The organism is Actinomadura vinacea (assembly GCF_039532545.1).
GTDB lineage: Bacteria > Actinomycetota > Actinomycetes > Streptosporangiales > Streptosporangiaceae > Spirillospora > Spirillospora vinacea.
Genome location: NZ_BAAARW010000019.1, coordinates 111,807 through 129,687 on the forward strand (window position 1 = coordinate 111,807; position 17,881 = coordinate 129,687).

General features: G+C 72.3%; 15 protein-coding genes. 7 read left to right on the forward strand and 8 right to left on the reverse strand.

The features are described from left to right. Window positions 1–77 precede the first annotated feature (77 nt). Window positions 78–2,600: a TPR end-of-group domain-containing protein gene (locus ABD340_RS24245; RefSeq protein ID WP_344591836.1), complete on the reverse strand. Its 2,523-nt coding sequence runs from the start codon at window positions 2,598–2,600 to the stop codon at window positions 78–80. 180 nt (window positions 2,601–2,780) lie between these two features. Here ABD340_RS24245 and ABD340_RS24250 point away from each other — a divergent pair, with 180 nt between their 5' ends. Continuing rightward, a complete protein-coding gene (locus ABD340_RS24250) occupies window positions 2,781–3,734 on the forward strand; it encodes a phosphodiester glycosidase family protein (RefSeq protein WP_344591838.1) in 954 nt (317 codons plus the stop codon). Window positions 3,735–3,905: 171 nt separating this feature from the next. Here the strand turns inward: ABD340_RS24250 and ABD340_RS24255 are convergent, their stop codons facing one another. Together ABD340_RS24255 and ABD340_RS24260 are read right to left on the reverse strand one after the other, a co-directional pair. Then, complete coding sequence (locus ABD340_RS24255) at window positions 3,906–4,319, reverse strand: hypothetical protein (protein WP_344591839.1); 414 nt, start codon at window positions 4,317–4,319, stop codon at window positions 3,906–3,908. A 377-nt stretch (window positions 4,320–4,696) separates the two neighbouring features. Then, window positions 4,697–5,206: a methyltransferase family protein gene (locus tag ABD340_RS24260; RefSeq protein ID WP_344591841.1), complete on the reverse strand. Its 510-nt coding sequence runs from the start codon at window positions 5,204–5,206 to the stop codon at window positions 4,697–4,699. 268 nt (window positions 5,207–5,474) lie between these two features. Here ABD340_RS24260 and ABD340_RS24265 point away from each other — a divergent pair, with 268 nt between their 5' ends. The 5 genes from ABD340_RS24265 (at window position 5,475) to ABD340_RS24285 (ending at window position 11,402) form a co-directional block, all read left to right on the forward strand. Continuing rightward, window positions 5,475–6,725, forward strand: a complete 1,251-nt coding sequence (locus ABD340_RS24265) for a cytochrome P450 (protein ID WP_344591843.1) — start codon at window positions 5,475–5,477, stop codon at window positions 6,723–6,725. A 4-nt stretch (window positions 6,726–6,729) separates the two neighbouring features. Continuing rightward, on the forward strand, window positions 6,730–7,851 hold the full coding sequence (locus tag ABD340_RS24270) for an NAD(P)-dependent alcohol dehydrogenase (RefSeq protein ID WP_344591845.1): 1,122 nt from the start codon (window positions 6,730–6,732) through the stop codon (window positions 7,849–7,851). A 9-nt stretch (window positions 7,852–7,860) separates the two neighbouring features. After that, window positions 7,861–8,880, forward strand: coding sequence for an NAD(P)H-dependent flavin oxidoreductase (locus ABD340_RS24275; RefSeq protein WP_344591847.1), 1,020 nt, complete (start codon window positions 7,861–7,863; stop codon window positions 8,878–8,880). Window positions 8,881–9,145: 265 nt separating this feature from the next. Continuing rightward, complete coding sequence (locus tag ABD340_RS24280) at window positions 9,146–10,783, forward strand: TlrC/CarA/OleB/SrmB family ABC-F type ribosomal protection protein (protein ID WP_344591849.1); 1,638 nt, start codon at window positions 9,146–9,148, stop codon at window positions 10,781–10,783. Between the two features lie 73 nt (window positions 10,784–10,856). After that, entirely contained in the window at window positions 10,857–11,402 is a 546-nt protein-coding gene (locus tag ABD340_RS24285) for an AAA family ATPase (RefSeq protein ID WP_344591851.1), read from the forward strand. 42 nt (window positions 11,403–11,444) lie between these two features. Here ABD340_RS24285 and ABD340_RS24290 read toward each other — a convergent pair whose 3' ends face one another. From ABD340_RS24290 to ABD340_RS24310, 5 genes are all read right to left on the reverse strand, one after another. Further along, on the reverse strand, window positions 11,445–11,906 hold the full coding sequence (locus ABD340_RS24290; RefSeq protein WP_344591853.1) for a carboxymuconolactone decarboxylase family protein: 462 nt from the start codon (window positions 11,904–11,906) through the stop codon (window positions 11,445–11,447). A gap of 81 nt (window positions 11,907–11,987) precedes the next feature. Beyond that, complete coding sequence (locus ABD340_RS24295; RefSeq protein WP_344591913.1) at window positions 11,988–12,467, reverse strand: RrF2 family transcriptional regulator; 480 nt, start codon at window positions 12,465–12,467, stop codon at window positions 11,988–11,990. Between the two features lie 2 nt (window positions 12,468–12,469). Then, window positions 12,470–13,336, reverse strand: a complete 867-nt coding sequence (locus ABD340_RS24300) for an arylamine N-acetyltransferase family protein (protein WP_344591855.1) — start codon at window positions 13,334–13,336, stop codon at window positions 12,470–12,472. A 13-nt stretch (window positions 13,337–13,349) separates the two neighbouring features. Next, window positions 13,350–16,445: an AfsR/SARP family transcriptional regulator gene (locus ABD340_RS24305; protein WP_344591857.1), complete on the reverse strand. Its 3,096-nt coding sequence runs from the start codon at window positions 16,443–16,445 to the stop codon at window positions 13,350–13,352. Window positions 16,446–16,619: 174 nt separating this feature from the next. After that, window positions 16,620–16,853, reverse strand: coding sequence for a cell division protein SepF (locus tag ABD340_RS24310; protein ID WP_344591859.1), 234 nt, complete (start codon window positions 16,851–16,853; stop codon window positions 16,620–16,622). Window positions 16,854–16,956: 103 nt separating this feature from the next. On the opposite strand from ABD340_RS24310, the gene ABD340_RS24315 reads away from it, so the two are divergent. Further along, entirely contained in the window at window positions 16,957–17,835 is an 879-nt protein-coding gene (locus tag ABD340_RS24315) for an NAD(P)-dependent oxidoreductase (RefSeq protein ID WP_344591861.1), read from the forward strand. The last annotated feature ends 46 nt before the right edge of the window (window positions 17,836–17,881 follow it).

Sequence of the window (17,881 nt, forward strand, 5' to 3'; positions counted from 1 at the left end):
GCCGAGCCAGGTCGCGGTGTCGTCGGCGTGTTCCCATCCGGAGAGGAGAGGCAGGTCGTCTCGGGTGGCGAAGCCTGTCAGTACTGCCCGATGTAGTGCTGGACGCCGCCACCCTCCGGTAGATGTCGTGCCCACTCCGCGACCGAGCTCGGGGACGGGTCGCCGGACAGGACGGCCATCGCCAGGTTGGGCAGCGTGATGTCTCGCCGCCACAGCTCCAGCCACTGCTCGTACCGCAACGACAGATAGCGCAGACGGCTCATCCGGCCCAGCACAGCCAGGTCCAGTACTTGCGATCCGCCCAGAACCAGCGCGTAGAGCCTGGGCGCCGTGACCAGTGGTTCGAGGTCGACCGCATGGTGCACGCTCACCGTTACCGCGCGCAGCGTCGGATGGTCCGCGAGCGGCGCCAGGTCGACGGCTTCCATGTTCGAGAGCGTCAGCGTCTCGACGGGTGTGTCCCGCAGCGGGTTGAGGTCGGCCGACCGGCACTTGGACAGCCTCAGATCCAGCAGCCGGGTGCCGCGGACGGCGTCGAGGTCGATGACGCCCCCGCCCCGCACGCGCAGAACCTGGGTGTTCTCGCTGGGATTCAACGGGTCGCGGTCGGCCCAGATCGTGGATTCGCCGGGGCCGTTCTCCCTCTCCCGGTCTTGGGCCATGTCACCCAGATCGATCTTCAGCTCGTCGTCCTCGTGCGTCCAGTCGCCTCGGTCGAGCGCCTCGACATGCCGGCGGAGCAGCGAGGTGACCGAGTCGGCGACATATCCCGGGCCGTGCCTGCGCAGGCCGATGCGGATGACCTGGCCGGGGCGCCCGCCCGGTCCGGGGTCCATGTCGACGGCGAGGTACTCGTCGTTGCCGGCGGTGGCGAACGGGATCCAGCCGTCCCGGTCGGACGAGCGCCGGACGGCCCAGGGCGGGCCGGGATCGAGAATGCCGCGCTGCGGATCGGTGAAGAGCAACGTCGTGCCGTCCATCCAGTAGCGGGCGTGGCCGGGCCCTAGATAGGACAGGTCAGAGGCGGTCATCCATACGTAGCCGTTGTCGATGATCCCGGTGTCGCCGTCGCCGTCCATCACCTCGTAGAGGGCGCGCAGGTCGTCGGGGAGCGGGTAGTCCAGGTCGGCGAAACTCTCCTCGCGATCCTCCGCCGGAGGGGGCAGCTCATCGGGGTGGCCGAGGATCGCCTCGCGGCGCCGGAGGTAGTCGCCCAGCAGCCGGACGGCCTCGTCGGGATCGCCCGCCTGGGTCGGATCGGCGGGCCCGTCCTGATCATCGCCGGGATCGTCGGGCAGCGCCTCCTCGTCGAGGACGCAGGCGGCGGCCGAATCCTCATCGACGCCGCCGACGGCGACCTCGAACCAGCCCGAGGCGTGCACGGCCATCCTGATCACCTTGCCCCGCCTGTGGGGGAAGGGCAGCGGCTCGCCGTGCAGGTCGCGATCGTGGTTCTTGATGCCGTCGGCCATGGTGTACCAACCGCTGGTGCCTCCGCCGCCCCTGAGGTCGGCGCTCCGCCAGCCGTCCGGGGCCTGGGCGGCGACCGTCGCCGCGATCCGCCGCAGCACGTCGGTGGTGTGCGGGTCCTGTTCGTTCTCGCCGGCCCGGCGGCCGGTCAGCCGCTGAAAGCCCGCATGGCGGCGCAGGCCGGCGAGGTCGGGGTCGGCGAGTATCTCCTCGGTGATCCACGGTTCGAGGCGGATCGCCTCGGCGAGGTCGTCGAGCGCGGCTTCCTCGTCGCCCAGCAGTGATCGGACGTAGCCGCGGTAGTGGCGCACCTTGGCGCCGGGGTGGAGGGACGCGGCCTCGTCGAGCACTCGCAAAGCGTCGTCGGGACGTCCGGACTTGGCGAGCCTCAGCCCTCGGGTCAGCCAGCCGCGCAGGAACGCGGGATCCTCCCGGGTGGCGCGCTCCCAGTCCACCGGCCGGATGCTCTCCAGCAGGCAGATCGCCGGGCCCGCCATGCCGCCGTCCGCGGCCCGTTCCAGGGCCGCGGCGGCCTCCGCCGGATCGGCCTCCTTGAGCAGCCAGCCCCTCCACAGCTCGGCGAGCCCGGCCTCCGCCCCCGCGGCCAGCGCACGATCGAACGCTGCGAGCGCCACATGCAGCAGCTTCGCGTCGAGCGCTGCGAACGCGACGTCCAGCCAGCGATCGGGCGACCCGTCCGCGGCGGCGACCGCCGGGGCCAGCGGCCCGGACGGGCGGCGGGGCATGTCCTCCAGCATGAACCCGCGGAGCCCGACGGGCTGCAACGACCGCTCCGTGAACACCGCCGCGTGGGCCATCAGCGGCTTCAGAACGTCCCGGACGAAACTGCCGCCCGCCGATGCCGCGGCAAGGAAGTCCAGCACGACGGCCGTACGGTCGAAGGTCATCCCCTTCGGATCGGTGAATCCGAGCACGTCGACCACGTAGACCTCGCCCTCGGCCTCGAAGATCAGCCCTTCCGGGATGTCGCCCTCGCACCGTCCGGCCTTCGTCGGCCCGTAGGCGCAGCGCCAGCGCGTCCCGTCCGGCCAGGGGCGCTCCACCGCCCCGTCCTCGGACGGTTCCCAGCCCGCCGTCACCAGCCGCTCGCGCACCCTCTCGACCGTCATGGCGCCATTATGAACATCAAGATCACGCGTTGTGGACGTCGGCGGACCGGCATGAGTGTTCCGGCCCAGGACCGCTGTCGGCGGCGGGAGCCGTCTGGCATGATCACTCGGATGTCGGAGGAGCAGTCGGACAAGCCGGGCAGTCCTCGGGGGTTTCCGCGACCGAAAGGGTGGCGGTGGTTGCTCGCCCTGATTCTGGTTCCCTCCCTGGTGGCGCTGCTCGTGGTGGTGGTGGCTTACGGGAAGGGCGGCTGGTACGGCGTCAACGTGGTGCTGCGCCGCGGCGCCAGCATCTGGGTCGACACGTCTCCGAACGACCCTCGCCTGTCGCCTGGCATCCGGTTGTCGCTTGCCGGGCAGCGCACGCCTGACCCGGCCGGACCGGTGGGCTGGCGCCAGGTCGCCGCCGGGCTGGACGTCGCCGAGCTGCCCGTCAGGGTGGCCGGGAAGCCAGTGGACGCTCTGCTGCTCAGCAGGATCGACCCGGCCCGCTACCGGTTCCGGGTGCTCAGCCGCCCGGCCGGCGACCGGGACGTCGGCGAGTGGATGGCGGCCACCGGGGCGGCGATGGTCGTCAACGGCAGCTACTACGCCAAGGACGGGCCCCCGGACACCCCCGTCGTCAGCGATGGCCGCCGGCTCGGGCCCGCGTCGTACCAGGCCACGCACGGGGCGTTCGTGGTGGGTGGGCCCGGTGCCCGGCTGGCGGACCTCGCCGGTGTCGACTGGCGGCGGGTCACCGCCGGTGCGAGCCAGGCGATGGTGTCCTACCCGATGCTGATGGGGGCCGACGGGCGCGGCCGGGCCGTCGGAGACGAGCGATGGCTGGCCAACCGCAGCTTCCTCGGGCAGGACGGCGCCGGGCGGATCATCGTCGGCACCACCCGTGACGCCTATTTCTCCCTGCCCTCGCTCGCCGCGTTCCTTCCCCGGGCCGGGCTCGACCTGCGCCTGGCCCTGAACCTGGACGGCGGGCCGGTCGCCTGCCAGAAGGTGTCGGCCGGCGGGTACCTGCGGGACTTCTGCGGGCGTTACGAGACGGCGGTGCACGGTGGCCGGCTTCAGTTGCTGCGGCCGCTGGTCGACTTCCGGCGCTCGGCCCTGCCGATAGCGCTGGTCGCCGTCCCGCGCTGAACCGCCAGAACGCGTGCCCGGGCAGGTTGCCGCGCGCCAGTCGCGGCAGGACCTGGGCGGTCAAGGGCCGGCGGGTCCTCAAAACGAGTCTGGCCCCGCGGCGTTGCCGCGGGGCCAGTCATTACTGGAGACCGGCCTGGTGAGCCGGTCCCTGTTGCACGACTGCAGCCGTCAGGTGTCCTTGCGGGCGCCGCCGCGGACGAAGTGGCCGATGCTGCGGACGATTTCGCGGACGTTGACGCAGGCGATGAGGCCAGCGTAGAGGCCGGCGGCGAGGCCGGCGCCGCTGCCGAGGCAGACGGCGGCGAGGCCGCCTTGGAGGACGTTGGCGCCGTCCATGTCACCGCTGGCATAGCCGCCGATGGCGCCGGCGATGATGCCGCCGAAGAAGCAGGCGATGGCCTTGGCGACGCCGCTGATGCGGACGTCTCCCTCCGCGTCCTGCAGGTTGACGATGTAGTGGGTGAGGGCGATGCCGGCGATGCCGGCGCCGACGCTGAGGCCGACGGTGGCGAAACCGTCACCGATGATCACACCAGCGCCACCCAGGAGGAAGGCGGCGAGGTAGGCACAGATATGCCACATTGGGTTGCTCCTTTTGCGTAGGTGCCCATGCCTTTACATAGGGCGTTCGGGGTAACCGTTCCGCGGTCGGCCTGCCGCGCAACACCCAGCCAGGAGCTTGAGGTATGACACTTTCCTCATCGCGCGGCCGCCAGGACGTCACCGCGCACCGCGCTTCCGGCACGCGGCCGAAGGCGCCGAACGAGCGACAAGCACCCAAGGAGAGCAGAGATGCTCTGCCGCGGGTCGCGGCTCAGGGGCCCTCGACGGCCGGCGGTGCCCCTGGCTGCCTTCTCCCGCGCCGGAGTACCGGCCAAGAGTGAGGAGACGGCTGTTGTTACCGCGCCGGTATCCGGGTGTGGGATCTGAGGCGCGCCGTCCGCTGACCGGCGCGACCGTCAGCCGGGGTGCCAGGGGTGGAGGCGGGGGATCCAGGCGGGGACGGCGTGGCGGTATCGGTCGTAGTCGGCGCCGAAGCGGCGGAGGAGGACCGGTTCCTCGCGCCAGCGCACGTACGAGCCGACGATGCCCCAGACGATGGCGGCGTACACCAGTAGGACGGGGCGGACCAGCATGAGTGTCTGGCCCAGGACCATCGCCAGGATCGCCACGTACATCGGGTTGCGGACGTACCGGTAGAAGCCGCCGACGACCAGCCGCTGCGGCGGCGCTGCCGGGAGCGGGGTGCCGAAGCCCTCCACCACGAACCGCCAGAACGCGTGCGAGATCACGTACAGCCCCGGCAGGAAGAGCAGCAGCCCCGCCGCCCGCAGCGGCCACCAGAGTCCGTCGCCGGACTCGTAGCCGGTGAGCAGCCACGGCACCAGCAGCGCCACGGTGATCGGTGTGAGAGAGAACGCGATGCTGCCGAGGGCCGCGCTCCGTCTGCTCCTGGTCTTTCCGGCCATGAGGTTCACCTGCCCCATGAGTTCAACGGCTGATGAATTTCATGCTAACCGTCCGGGGGGCGCGCGTCGAGGGGCGAACTTCCGCTCCGCGGGGCCTCGGGGCGGTCGGGTGGTTAGCATTTGGCGTGCGGCTCGGGTGTGCGGTGGAGTCGACGCGCGCCCCGGCCGGTCGAGTTGACCGAATGGGGTTCGGGATCTACGTTCCTTGCGGGCGGCGTTCGACACTTAGCTTCGGGGGAAGCCCCCCACTCCGGCTGGAGGAGCCCAGATGAGCCTCACTGTGGAGGAGGCGGGCCGGACGCTCGCCGATCCGGACGCGTACGCCGACGAGGACCGGCTGCACGCGGCGATGGCGCTGCTGCGCCGCGAAAGACCGGTCAGCTGGGTGGAGGCGCCCGGTTACAACCCGTTCTGGGCGATCACCAAGCACGCCGACGTGATGGAGATCGAGCGCAACCACGAGGTGTTCCTGAACGCCCCGCGCCCGCTGCTGACCACGGCCGAGTGGGACGAGATCAACCGGACCCGGGCCGAGCAGGGCATCGCGCTGCGCACCCTCGTCCACATGGACGACCCGGACCACCGGGTGGTGCGGGCCATCGGCGCCGACTGGTTCCGGCCCAAGGCGATGCGCGGGCTGGAGCCGCGGATCAAGGAGCTGGCCCGGCGGTACGTGGACCGGATGGCGATCCTCGGCGACAGCTGCGACTTCGTCCGGCAGGTGGCGGTGCACTACCCGCTGTATGTGATCCTGTCGCTGCTCGGGCTGCCGGAGTCGGACTTCGACCGGATGCTCAAACTCACCCAGGAGCTGTTCGGCGGTACCGACACCGACATGCGCCGCGGGGAGACGGCCGAGGAAACGCTCGAAGTGCTCACGGACTTCTTCGCCTACTTCCAGGAGCTCACCAAGGCGCGGCGGGCCCGGCCGACCGACGACCTGGCCTCGGCGATCGCCAACGCGAAGGTCGACGGGGAGCCGCTGAACGACTACGACACCACCTCGTACTACGTCATCATCGCCACGGCCGGGCACGACACCACCAGCTCGACGATCTCCGGCGGGCTGCGGGCGCTGATCGACAATCCCGACCAGCTGCGGCGGCTGCGGGACGAGCCGGAGCTGATGCCGCTGGCGGTGGACGAGATGATCCGCTGGGTGAGCCCGGTCAAGGAGTTCATGCGCACCGCGACGCGCGACTACGAGCTGCGGGACGTCAAGATCCGCGCGGGCGAGTCGGTGCTGCTGTCCTACCCCTCGGCCAACCGGGACGAGGAGGTCTTCGACGACCCGTTCCGGTTCGACGTCGGCCGCGATCCGAACAGGCATCTGGCGTTCGGGTTCGGCGTCCACTACTGCCTGGGGGCGGCGCTGGCGCGGATCGAGACGCGGGCGTTCTTCGAGGAGCTGCTGCCGCGGCTGGAGTCGATCGAGCTGGACGGGACGCCGGAGAGCACCGCGACCACGTTCGTGAGCGGGTTGAAGCGGCTGCCGATCCGCTACTCGCTGCGCGGCTGAGCCGATGCGCGTCGACGCCGCCGTGCTGCGCGCCGCGGACGGGCCCTACGCGATCGAGCCGCTGGAGCTCGCCGACCCCGGGCCCGGCGAGGTGGTCGTGCGGATCGCCGGCGCCGGGATGTGCCACACCGACCTGCTGGGACGCGCCCCCGGCGACCGGGTGCCCAAGCCCGTGGTCCTCGGCCACGAGGGCGCGGGCGTCGTCGAGGCCGTCGGCCCCGGCGTGACCGAGGTCGCGGTCGGCGCGCACGTGGTGCTGTCGTTCGACTCGTGCGGGTCGTGCCGGAACTGCCGCGCGGCGCGTCCCGGCAACTGCGCGCGGATGGCCGCGCTGAACATGGCGTCGGTGCCGCTGGACGGCGTGCCGCGCGCGGCCGGTGAGGACGGGCGGCCGGTGCACAACCGGTGGTTCGGGCAGTCGTCGTTCGCCACGCACGCGCTCGCGACCGTGCGGAACGTGGTGCCCGTCGACCGGGACGCGCCGCTGGAACTGCTCGGCCCGCTGGGCTGCGGCATGCAGACCGGCGCCGGGTCGGTGTTCTTCTCGCTCGGCGTGCGCGCGGGCGACAGCCTCGCCGTGTTCGGCGCCGGCGCGGTCGGCCTGGCCGCCGTCATGGCCGCCCGGATCGCCGGCGCCACCACGATCGTCGCCGTGGACGTCAACGGCGCGCGGCTCGACCTGGCCCGCGAACTGGGCGCCACGCACGTCCTGGACGGAGCCGAGGGCGGCCTCGCCCAGCGTATCCGCGAGATTTCGGGTGGCGAGGGCGTCCAGTACTCGTTCGACACCACGGCCGTGCCCGGCGTGGTGTCGGCGGCGGTGGCGTCCCTGCGGACGACCGGCGTCTGCGGACTGGTCGGCATCGGCGCCGAGGAGTACCGGCTCGACCCGAGCCTGCTGCTGATGGGCCGCACGGTGAAGGGCATCATCGAGGGCGACGCCGTGCCGCAGACGTTCATCCCCCGGCTGGTCGAGCTGTGGCGGCAGGGCCGCTTCCCGTACGACCGGCTGATCGCCACCTACCCGCTCGACGAGATCGGCCGTGCCGAGGCCGACGCGCTCGCCGGCAAGGTCGTCAAGCCGGTGCTGCTCCCCGGTGAAGGCCGGGCCGCTCGGCCTTCGTAGGATCGTCGTATGCGGGAACGGCTGCGGCTCGACCATCCGATAGTGCAGGCGCCGATGGCGGGCGGCGGGTCGACGCCGGCGCTGGCGGCGGCCGTGGCGGAGGCGGGCGGCCTCGGATTTCTGGCGGCCGGCTACAAGCCGGCCGCCGCGGTACGGGAGGAGATCGCCGCGACCCGGGCGCTCACCGCGCGGTCCTTCGGCGTGAACCTGTTCATGCCGTCCGCGGACGCGGTGGACGATGCGGCCGTCGCCGCGTACCGGGAGCGGCTGGCGCCCGAGGCGGCGCGGCTCGGTGCGGAGCCGGGCGCCGTCCCGCCGGGCGGCCGGACCGACTCCTGGGACGACAAGATCGCCGACCTGCTCGGCGATCCGCCGGCCGTGGTGAGCTTCACCTTCGGCTGCCCGGACGCCGAGACCGTCAAAGCCTTCCAGGACCGGGGCGCGTACGCGATCGTGACCGTGACCACGCCGCGCGAGGCCGTGACGGCCGCCTCCGCCGGAGCCGACGCGCTGTGCGTGCAGGGCGCGGAGGCGGGAGGGCACCAGGGGGCGTTCACCAACGCCTTCGACGATCCGATCCCGCTGCGTACGCTGCTGGCCGCCGTCCGGTCCGTCACGACGCTGCCGCTGATCGCCGCCGGGGGGCTCGGCTCCGCCGGGCACATCGCCGAGGTGCTGGGGCTCGGCGCGGCCGCGGCGCAGCTGGGCACGGTGTTCCTGCGGTCGCCGGAGAGCGGTGCCAGCGCTGTGCACAAGGCCGCGCTGGCCGACCCCGGCTTCACCCGCACCGCGCTGACCAGGGCTTTCAGTGGACGACCCGCGCGCGGCCTGGTCAACCGGTTCATGACGGAGTACGGCGAGCACGCGCCCGCCGCCTACCCCGACGTCCACTACCTCACCGCGCCGCTGCGGAAGGCGGCCGCCGCGCGCGGGGACGCGGAGGCCGTCAACCTGTGGGCGGGCACCTCGTTCAAGGAGGCCGCCGTAGCGCCCGCCCGCGACATCGTCGCCGCCCTCACCGCCGGGTGACGACGCCCGGGATCCGCGAGCGAAACCCGGTCTGGAAAAGGTCTTGCGCTGATGCCGTTCGATCTCTACTGTGACGCGCATGGGTACGCTGTGATCGATGAGGGCGGGCGGCGTTGAGCCTGGCTCCGCCGTGGCCGTGTCCTCTCCCGCGTTCGTGAAAGCACCTCTTCTCTTCCTCTTCTAAGAAGGTCGTTCTCCGGCCTCCTTCGGTGCTGCGTGCGCGCGGACATGTCATCCCCCCTCATCGAGCACAGGAGGTGTGCCCATGCGCACTGCCCAATTGGCCTTGCACGGCGTTACCAAGCGCTACACCGACCGCGTCGTCCTCGACCGGGTCGAGCTCACGGTCCGGCCCGGGGAGAAGGTCGGCGTCATCGGGGACAACGGGGCCGGGAAGTCCACGCTGCTCAAGGTCCTGGCGGGGGTCGAGCCGCCCGACAACGGCGAGGTGCGCCTCGTCGCCCCGGGCGGGGTCGGCCATCTGGCGCAGACCCTCGGGCTTCCCGCGAGCGCCACCGTTCAGGACGCCGTCGACCTGGCGTTGGCGGACCTCCGGGAGATCGAGGTCCGGATGCGGGCCGTCGAGACCGGGATGGCCGCCTCCGACGGCGAGGGGCTCAGCGCCCTGATGGAGGTCTACGGGGGTCTCGTCGAACAGTTCGAGGCCCGCGGCGGCTACGAGGCCGACGCCCGGGTGGACGGCACGCTGCACGCGCTCGGGCTGCCGGGGCTGGAACGGGACCGCGCGCTGGGCACTCTGTCGGGCGGGGAACGCTCCCGGCTGGCGTTGGCGGCGACGCTCGCGGCCCGGCCGGAAGTGCTGCTGCTGGACGAGCCCACCAACGATCTGGACGACCGGGCCGTGCGGTGGCTGGAGGAGCATCTGCGCGCCCATCGCGGGACCGTCGTCGCCGTGACGCACGACCGCGTGTTCCTGGAACGGCTGACCACGACGATTTTGGAGGTGGAGGAGGGAAAGGTCTCGCGTTACGGCAACGGCTACGGCGGCTACCTCGCCGCCAAGGCCGCCGAGCGGCGCCGGCGGCTGCGCGAGTACGAGGAGTGGCGGCAGGAGATCGACCGCAACCGGCGGCTCACCGAGGTGAACGCGGCTCGGCTCGACGCCATCCCGCGGAAGATGTCGTTGGCGGTCTTCGCGGCCGGGCCGTTCCGGGCGCGCGGACGCGGGCACGGCGCGATGAGCCGGATCCGCAACGCCAAGGGACGCCTGGAGCACCTGACCGACAACCCTGTCGCCCCGCCGCCCGAACGGCTCGCCTTCGCCGCCCGCGTCGACACCGCGGACGAGCGGGGCGACATCGCGGCCGAGCTCACCGACGTGCGCGTGGGGGCGCGGCTGCGGGTGGAGTCGCTGCGGATCCGGCCCGGGGAACGCCTCCTGGTCACCGGCCCCAACGGCGCCGGAAAGAGCACGCTCATGCGGGTGCTTTCCGGGGAGCTCCGGCCAGAGGACGGAACGGTGCGGCGCCCCGTCCGGGTGGGCCACCTCCACCAGGAGGAGCCTTCGTGGCCGCCCGGCCTGACCGTCGTCCAGGCGTTCGCGCGCGGCCGGCCGGGCGACCTGGACGAACACGCCGAGACGTTGCTGCCGCTGGGCCTCTTCAGCCCCGACGACCTGCGGCAACGCGTCGGCGACCTGTCCTGCGGGCAGCGGCGCCGGATCGAGCTGGCACGGCTGGTGACCGAGCCGGTCGACCTGCTCTTGCTGGACGAGCCGACCAACCACCTGTCACCCGCCCTGGTGGAGGAACTGGAGGAGGCGCTGGCGGGCTACAAGGGCGCGCTGGTGGTCGTCACCCACGACCGTCGTATGCGCGACCGCTTCAACGGCACGCGCCTGTCGATGCACGCCGGGCGCGTCGCCGAGCTCCAGGCGGCATGATGCAGCACTGCGAGTCGACGTGCGACGACATCCCCGGCGCCGTCGCCTACGTCGCGCGGGAGCCGGGTCCTCCATGAGTGAACGGTTCGTGGTGGTGACGGGAGGGCCGGGGTCGGGGAAGAGCTCGCTGATCGACCATCTGGAGAAGGCCGGGTTCGCGCGGTCGGAGGAGGCGGGGCGCGGCGTGATCCGTGATCAGGTCGCGGTCGGTGGTCCCGCGCTGCCCTGGAACGATCCCGGCCTGTTCGCCGAGCTGATGCTCTCCTGGGAGATGCGTTCGTACGCGCTGGCGGCCGAAGGCGCGGGCCCGGTCTTCTTCGATCGCGGCGTGCCGGACGTCGTCGGCTACCTGCGCCTGGAGGAGCGGCCCGTGCCGGCCCATGTGGCTGAGGCGGCGCGGCGGTTCCGGTACCACCGCCGGGTGTTCGTCGCGCCGCCCTGGCCGGATATCTACCGGCGGGACGAGGAGCGCAAGCAGTCCTTGGACGTGGCCGAGCGGACCTACGAGTCGATGGTGGAGACCTACCGCGAGTACGGCTACGAACTGGTCGAGCTACCGCGGAGCCCGGTGGAGGAGCGGGCCCGGTTCGTCCTGGAGTCGCTGGGAACGCTTTTGTGACCACAGGCGGCGGCCCGGCTGTTCGCCGGGCCGCTGTGGCGGTCAGATGGCGCGGGCGGAGCCGGCGGGCTGGCGGATGGTCACGTTGATCCGGTTCCAGGCGTTGATCGACGCGATGGCCATGACCAGGGCGGCCAGGTCCTGCTCGCTGTAGTGGTCGGCGGCCAGGTCCCAGACGTCGTCCGGGACGCCGGCCGGGTTGTCGGCCAGGCGGGTCGCCGCCTCGGTCAGGGCCAGCGCGGCCCGCTCCTCGTCGGTGTAGTACGGGGCCTCGCGCCAGGCCGCCACCGACCAGACGCGCTCGTCGGTCTCGCCCTCCTTCTTGGCGTCGCGGGCGTGCATGTCGACGCAGAAGCCGCAGCCGTTGATCTGGCTCGCCCGGAGCTTGATCAGGTGCAGCGTGGACGAGGGGATGCCGCACTGCCCGAGGAAGGCCTCCATGGCGAACATGGCCTTGTAGGCGCCGGGGGCGAGTTCGGTGGGGTTGGCGATGCGTGCCTGCATGGTGGCGCTCCTTCAATTAATTGGATACTCGATATCCAGATTTTGGATACGAGACGGCCATCGTGGTCGGGGAAGCGAAACTCAGTTGCGGTCGTGCCAGGCGCGGAGCTTGGTGCCCAGACCCGGGGCGTTGGCCTCCGCTTCGGCCTTCACATCGGCCAGCGTCTGCTCGGCCAGCGCCCGCCGCCAGGCCAGCTCGCCCCGGCGCATCGCGGAGCTCACCGCGCACGGGACGTCGGAGGCGCCGTCCGCGGAGTCCCTCCCGGCCCCGCGCCGCCGGATCTCGGTGCACTGGAACGCCGGTTCCGGCCCCTCGATCGCGGCGACCACGTCCATCATGGTGATCTTCTCCAGCGGGCGGGCCAGCCGGAAACCGCCCCGAGCGCCCGGCGTGGACGTGGCGATCCCCGCCCTGACCAGCGACTGGAGCTGCTTGTTGAGGTAGGGCGGCGGCAGCTCGAAGTGCGCCGCCAGCCTGGTCGTGGACACCGGCTGGCGGTCCTCGCCCAGCCAGTCGAGCAGCAGGCAGATGTGCGCGCCCCACTCGACGCCCTCGTTCATCCTCACCCGGCCACCCCCGCGACGAGCCGGGACTCGTCCTCGGCGTCCAGCTCGATGCCGAAGACCCCGGCGAGGACCTTGGGGACCTCGCCCGGCTCCAGCGTCCGGGTCTCGACCGGCTCGGCGCGCCCGTCGGCGTGCGTGGTCGTGAACTTCACGCCGTCCAGTTCGTGGTGGACGTACGGGCCGTACCGCTGGGCGTAGACGCGTCCGGTGAACGGCGACCGCGGATGCGTGGACACGAAGTGGTTCCCCACCTCGTAGTCGATCCGGTACGCCGGCGCCACGGCGAACGTGTGCCGCCGCAGCCACCCCCGCGGGCCGCGCTGGTGCAGCGCCCACTGCTGGACGCCGGCCACCCCGCCGAGCGAGCCGGTGAGCCTTTCCAGCCGGTACGCCCAACCGTCCTGCTCCGACTCGGCGCCGTCCGTGAACTCCAGGGGCGCCAGCGGACCGGCGCCGAAGCCGACGTCGCAGATCCAGAGCCGCCCGTCCAACTCGACGCGGACCAGCGCGTGCGTCGCCGGCAGGAGCTTCTCCATGCCCATCGAGACGCGGGCGGTGAAGGCGGTGAAGGTGAAGCCGAGCCGTTCCAGCACCGCCGCGAACAGCTCGGTGTGCTCGAAGCAGTAGCCGCCGCGCCGCCTCCGGACGAGCTTGTCCTGGACGGCCTCCACCCCCAGCGGGATGCCGCGGCCCAGGAAGATCTCCAGGTTCTCGAACGGGATCGAGGTGACGTGCGCCCGCTGGAGGGCGCGCAGGGTGCCGAGGGTCGGGGCGCGGTCGCCGTCGTACCCGAGGCGTTCGAGGTAGGCGTCGAGGTCGAGCCGCTCGCCCTGCCAGGCGAGATCTTCGGCCGGGTGCGTCATGCCACCTCCTCGCTCAATCTGGATAACTGACATCTAGATTAGACCACGATCCGTCCGCCGCCAACCCCTCCTCGAACGCGGCCTCGAAACCGTCCGCCCCCAGGCCCGCCCGTGCCGCCGCCGCGATCCGGTCCACATCGGCGCGCTCGCCCGGCGGGAGCGGAGCCCCGATCGACGCGCGCATCGCGGCGGCCGTCCCCAGCAGCCTCGCCGCCGCCGCGTGCCGTCCCGCCAACGCCCGCGCGCCCGCCAAGCCCTCCACGGCCAGTGCCACCGCGCGCGGATCACCGGTCGCGCGCGCCGCGTCCAGCGCCTCCCGATGCAGCGCCAGCGCGGCCCCGGCCGCCCCGCGCTGCTCGGCCACGAAACCCAGCTGGGTCAGCACGAACGCCACCCCGGTACGGCCGCCGATCGTGCGCAGCCAGTCCAGCCGGGCACGCAGATGCGACTCCGCCGCGTCCAGATCGCCGCGCCGCCGCGCCACGAGCGCCAGCCCGAGCTCCGCGAACTCCAGCGCGGACCGGCTCGGCACCTCCCCCGCCAGCCGGAACGCACGCTCATGCAACTCGTGCGCCCGGTCCAGATCACCGGTCAGCAGCGCCAGCCGCCCCAACTCCGCCAGCCGGAACGCGGCCTGCTCGCCGAGCCCGAGCTCTTCCGCCAAACCCAGCGCCTCGCCGCGCAGCGCCGCCGAACGCCCGTAATCGCCGACGATCTCGGCATGCCGGCCGAGCGCCTCGATCGCCTCCAGCCGTCCCCACGGATCGCCCAGCTCGCGGAACATCCGCAGGCTCCGCTCACCGTCGCGGGCGAGCGCGTCCAGGTCACCCCGCACCATTGCCTGCTTGGCACGCAGGCTGAGCGCCGCGGCCGCCCCCCAGCGATCACCGTGCGCCTGGAACGTCTCCAGCGCCCGCGCGACCCGCGCCGCGTTCGCGTCCAGATCGCCATACGGCCAGTGGACGTACCCGAGGAACCACTCCGCCCTGGCACGCGCCACGGGATCGTCGAGATCGTCGTACGCGCGCAGCGCCTCCAACCTCAGCCGTTCGGAGTCGTCCCCGTCCCCCGAGGACATGACCATTCCGGTGCGCCATGCCAGCGCCTCGGCCCGCCGGCCCGGATCGGCGTCCGCGGCGACGGCCAGCGCGGCGTCCAGCGACCGGGCCGCCTCCCCGAACCGCCCCCGCAGATACCAGTACCAGGCGAGCCCGTTCACCAGGCGCAACGCAAGATCCCCGGTGGCCTGCTCCAAGGCCGCGCGCAGGTTGCCGCCCTCCCGGTCGAGCCGTTCGAGCCACCGCCGCTGCTCCGGCCCGCGCAGCCCGGACGCCCCGCGCTCGGCCAGCTCGGCGTAGTAGCGCGCATGGCGCCGCCGGACGGCGTCCCGCTCGCCCGCCTCCTCCAGCCGCTCCAACCCGTACGCGGCGACCGACTCCAGCAGCCGGTAGCGCACCCCGCCGTCCTGGACGACCGTGACCAGCGACCGGTCCACCAACCGGGCCAGCACATCCAGGACGTCCGTCCCCGGCTCGGCGCAGACCCGCTCGGCCGCCTCCAGCGCGCAGCCGTCCGCGTGCACGGCCAGACGTCGCAGTACTTTGCGCTCCGGGTCGTCCAGCAGCTCCCAGCTCCAGTCGATCATCGCGCGGAGGGTGCGCTGCCGGGCGGGCGCGTCCCGCCGTCCCGAGGCCAGCACCCGGAAACGATCGTCGAGCCGCCCGGCCAGCTCCCGCATGCCCAGCGCCCGCACCCGGGTGGCGGCCAGCTCCAGGGCCAGCGGGATCCCGTCCAGCCGCGCGCAGATCATCGCGACCGCCGCGTCGTCGACGACCGCCCCGGGCGCCGCGGCCGAGGCCCGCGCCAGGAACAGCGCGGCCGCGTCGGACCGCCCCAGCGGCCGGACGGCCAGCAGCCGCTCGCCCTCGATCCCCAGCGGCTCCCGGCTGGTCGCCAGGATCCGCAGCCCGGGCGCCGCCGCCAGCAGCCGCATGGCCAGCTCCGCCGCCGCTCCGATCACGTGTTCGCAGTTGTCGAGCACGAGCAGCATCCGCCGGGCCCGCAGCGCCATGGCGAGCCGTTCCACCGGGTCGCCATGGCCGGAGTCGTCGCGCAGGCCGAGCGTCCCGGCCACGATGTCCGCCAGCTCGGCCGGCCCGCCGGACGCCGGTTCGACCAGCCAGACCCCGTCCGGGAACACGGCCGGCGGATCGGCCGCGGTCGCCAGCGCCAGCCGGGTCTTCCCCACCCCGCCCGGCCCGGTGAGCGTGACCAGACGGGCGGCGGCGAGCACGCCCCGGGCCTCCTCGATCGCCTCATCGCGGCCGATCAACTCGCTGAGCGGCGCCGGAAGGTTCGTCCGCGGACGCGCCGGGAGCCCCTGGCGCAGGATCGCCTCGTGCAGCGCGGCGACCTCCGGGCTCGGATCGACGCCCAGCTCGTCCGCGAGACGACCCCGCAGCTCCCGATACGCGGCCAGCGCCTCACCCTGGCGTCCAGACAGGTAGAGGGCCCTCATGTACGCGGCGCGGAGGCGCTCCCGCAACGGGTGCCGCGCCACCGGACCGGCCAGCTCGCTCGCCACCAGGACGTGCTCGCCCACCTCCAGACGCGCCTCGGCCAGATCCTCCAGCGCGCCGAGCCGCCGCGCCTCCAGCGCCATGATCGCGGCCTGCGCGAAACCCGCGTCGGCGAAGTCCGCGAACGCCTCACCTCGCCACAGCTCCAGAGCCTCGACCAGCAGCGACACCCGCACCCGGGGATCGGGCGCCCTCCCCGCCCGAACCAGCAGCGACTCGAAACGCCCGGCGTCCACGTCCGCGGTCTCCAGCGCGTAGCCCGGAGGCCGGAAGGCGATCAGCTTGCGCGCACCCGGCTCCGCGTCGTCCAGCACCTTGCGCAGCTGGGAGATCCGCGCCTGGAGGGTGCCGGTCGGGTTGCGCGGCGGCCGCCCGTCCCACAGATCCTCGACCAGCCGCCCGGACGACACGGCCCGTCCCGGCGTGACCAGCAGATCGGCCAGCAGCGCCCGCACTTTGGGCTCGGGCACATGGACGAGGCGGCCATCGTCCGTCCACACGCCCAGCGGACCGAGCACCCCGAAACGCACACCGCCAGGCTAGGGGGTGTTTCATAAGCCTGCTGTCCGGCTGCGCGACGCCCAGGCACGCACCTCGCCGCGTTGTTGTCGGTCGACAGCCAAACCCGGGCTGACTCCCTCCTCCGCCTTGCGATGCACGCACGTGAACGCCGCTCGCTACGGACGAGACTTATGAAACACCCCCTAGACGAGCGCGGGCTTGAGCCTCCCCGCGGGCAGCAGCAGGAAGACCTTCGGGCTGAGACGCTCCATGTCGCCGCCGCGCCCGCAGATCAGGCCCGCGGCGAAATCCACAAGCTGCCGGGCCTCGTCGTCGGACAGGAGCGTGAGGTCCATGACGACCACGTAGCCCTGCCGGAAGAAGTGCCCGACGTAGATGACCTCGGCGTAGTCCTTGGGCTGCAGCGTCTTGACCACCACATCAGTCTGCCCTGTCCCTCCTGTTCGTCAAGACCCAGGGTGTCCGTAGTAGATCCGTAGCGCCGTCTCCCAATGTGGGTTCCAACGAAAAGGAGCACACATGACAGCGAACGTTACGGTCGTCGGCCTTGGCCCCATGGGAGCGACCATGGCCGAGACCTTTCTCGCTTCGAAACACCCGACCACGGTGTGGAACCGCACGGCCAGCAAGGCCGACCCCTTGGTGGCCAAGGGCGCGACCAAGGCGGCCACCATTGCCGACGCCCTGGCGGCGTCCGAACTGGTCGTCATCAGCCAGATCGACTACCAGGCCATGTACGACTCGCTCGGCCCGGCTGTCGACGCACTGAAGGGGCGAGTGCTGGTCAACCTCAGCTCGGGCAGCCCCGAGGAGCTGCGCAAGGCGTCCGAGTGGGCGTCCGAGCACGGTGCCGTACTGGTCACCGGCGGCATCATGGCCCCGCCGCCGGGCATCGGCAAGCCGGGCTCGTACGTCTTCTACAGCGGCCCCGAGTCGGCCCTCGACTGCCACGGCGAAACCCTGAAGGTGCTGGGCGACGTCACCTACGTCGGGGACGACCCGGGCCTGGCGATGCTCTACTACCAGGCGCAGCTGTTCCTGTTCTGGTCCACGCTCAGCAGTTACATGCACTCGGTCGCGCTGCTGGAGACCGCGGGCGTGAGCGCGCGCGACTTCCTGCCTTTCGCGGCCAGGTTGGTCCGCGAGCTGGCCGAGGAAGGCCCGATGGCGTTCCTGCACATCCTCACCGACGAGATCGAGGCCGGCGACTTCCCGGGCGACCTCAACAGCCTCAAGATGCAGGCCGTCGGCGCGGCCCACGTCGTCGAGGCCAGCCGCGACGCCGGGATAGACACCGCCTACCCCGCCGCACTCCGCGACCTCTTCGAACGCGCCGTCGCCGCCGGCCACGGCGCCGACGGCCTGGGCAGCGTCATCGAGGCGCTCAGAAAGCCCTGACCGCTCATCGGCCGGTTCCGCGCTCCTGGTTCTGCTCAACCTGCCG

What these genes read in the sequence shown, in the direction of transcription:
- ABD340_RS24245 (WP_344591836.1), bottom strand. Translation starts at nt 2,600, where the DNA reads ATGACGGTCGAGAGGGTGCGCGAGCGGCTGGTGACGGCGGGCTGGGAA.
- ABD340_RS24255 (WP_344591839.1), bottom strand. Translation starts at nt 4,319, where the DNA reads ATGTGGCATATCTGTGCCTACCTCGCCGCCTTCCTCCTGGGTGGCGCT.
- ABD340_RS24260 (WP_344591841.1), bottom strand. Translation starts at nt 5,206, where the DNA reads ATGGCCGGAAAGACCAGGAGCAGACGGAGCGCGGCCCTCGGCAGCATC.
- ABD340_RS24265 (WP_344591843.1), top strand. Translation starts at nt 5,475, where the DNA reads ATGAGCCTCACTGTGGAGGAGGCGGGCCGGACGCTCGCCGATCCGGAC.
- ABD340_RS24270 (WP_344591845.1), top strand. Translation starts at nt 6,730, where the DNA reads ATGCGCGTCGACGCCGCCGTGCTGCGCGCCGCGGACGGGCCCTACGCG.
- ABD340_RS24275 (WP_344591847.1), top strand. Translation starts at nt 7,861, where the DNA reads ATGCGGGAACGGCTGCGGCTCGACCATCCGATAGTGCAGGCGCCGATG.
- ABD340_RS24280 (WP_344591849.1), top strand. Translation starts at nt 9,146, where the DNA reads ATGCGCACTGCCCAATTGGCCTTGCACGGCGTTACCAAGCGCTACACC.
- ABD340_RS24285 (WP_344591851.1), top strand. Translation starts at nt 10,857, where the DNA reads ATGAGTGAACGGTTCGTGGTGGTGACGGGAGGGCCGGGGTCGGGGAAG.
- ABD340_RS24290 (WP_344591853.1), bottom strand. Translation starts at nt 11,906, where the DNA reads ATGCAGGCACGCATCGCCAACCCCACCGAACTCGCCCCCGGCGCCTAC.
- ABD340_RS24295 (WP_344591913.1), bottom strand. Translation starts at nt 12,467, where the DNA reads ATGAACGAGGGCGTCGAGTGGGGCGCGCACATCTGCCTGCTGCTCGAC.
- ABD340_RS24300 (WP_344591855.1), bottom strand. Translation starts at nt 13,336, where the DNA reads ATGACGCACCCGGCCGAAGATCTCGCCTGGCAGGGCGAGCGGCTCGAC.
- ABD340_RS24315 (WP_344591861.1), top strand. Translation starts at nt 16,957, where the DNA reads ATGACAGCGAACGTTACGGTCGTCGGCCTTGGCCCCATGGGAGCGACC.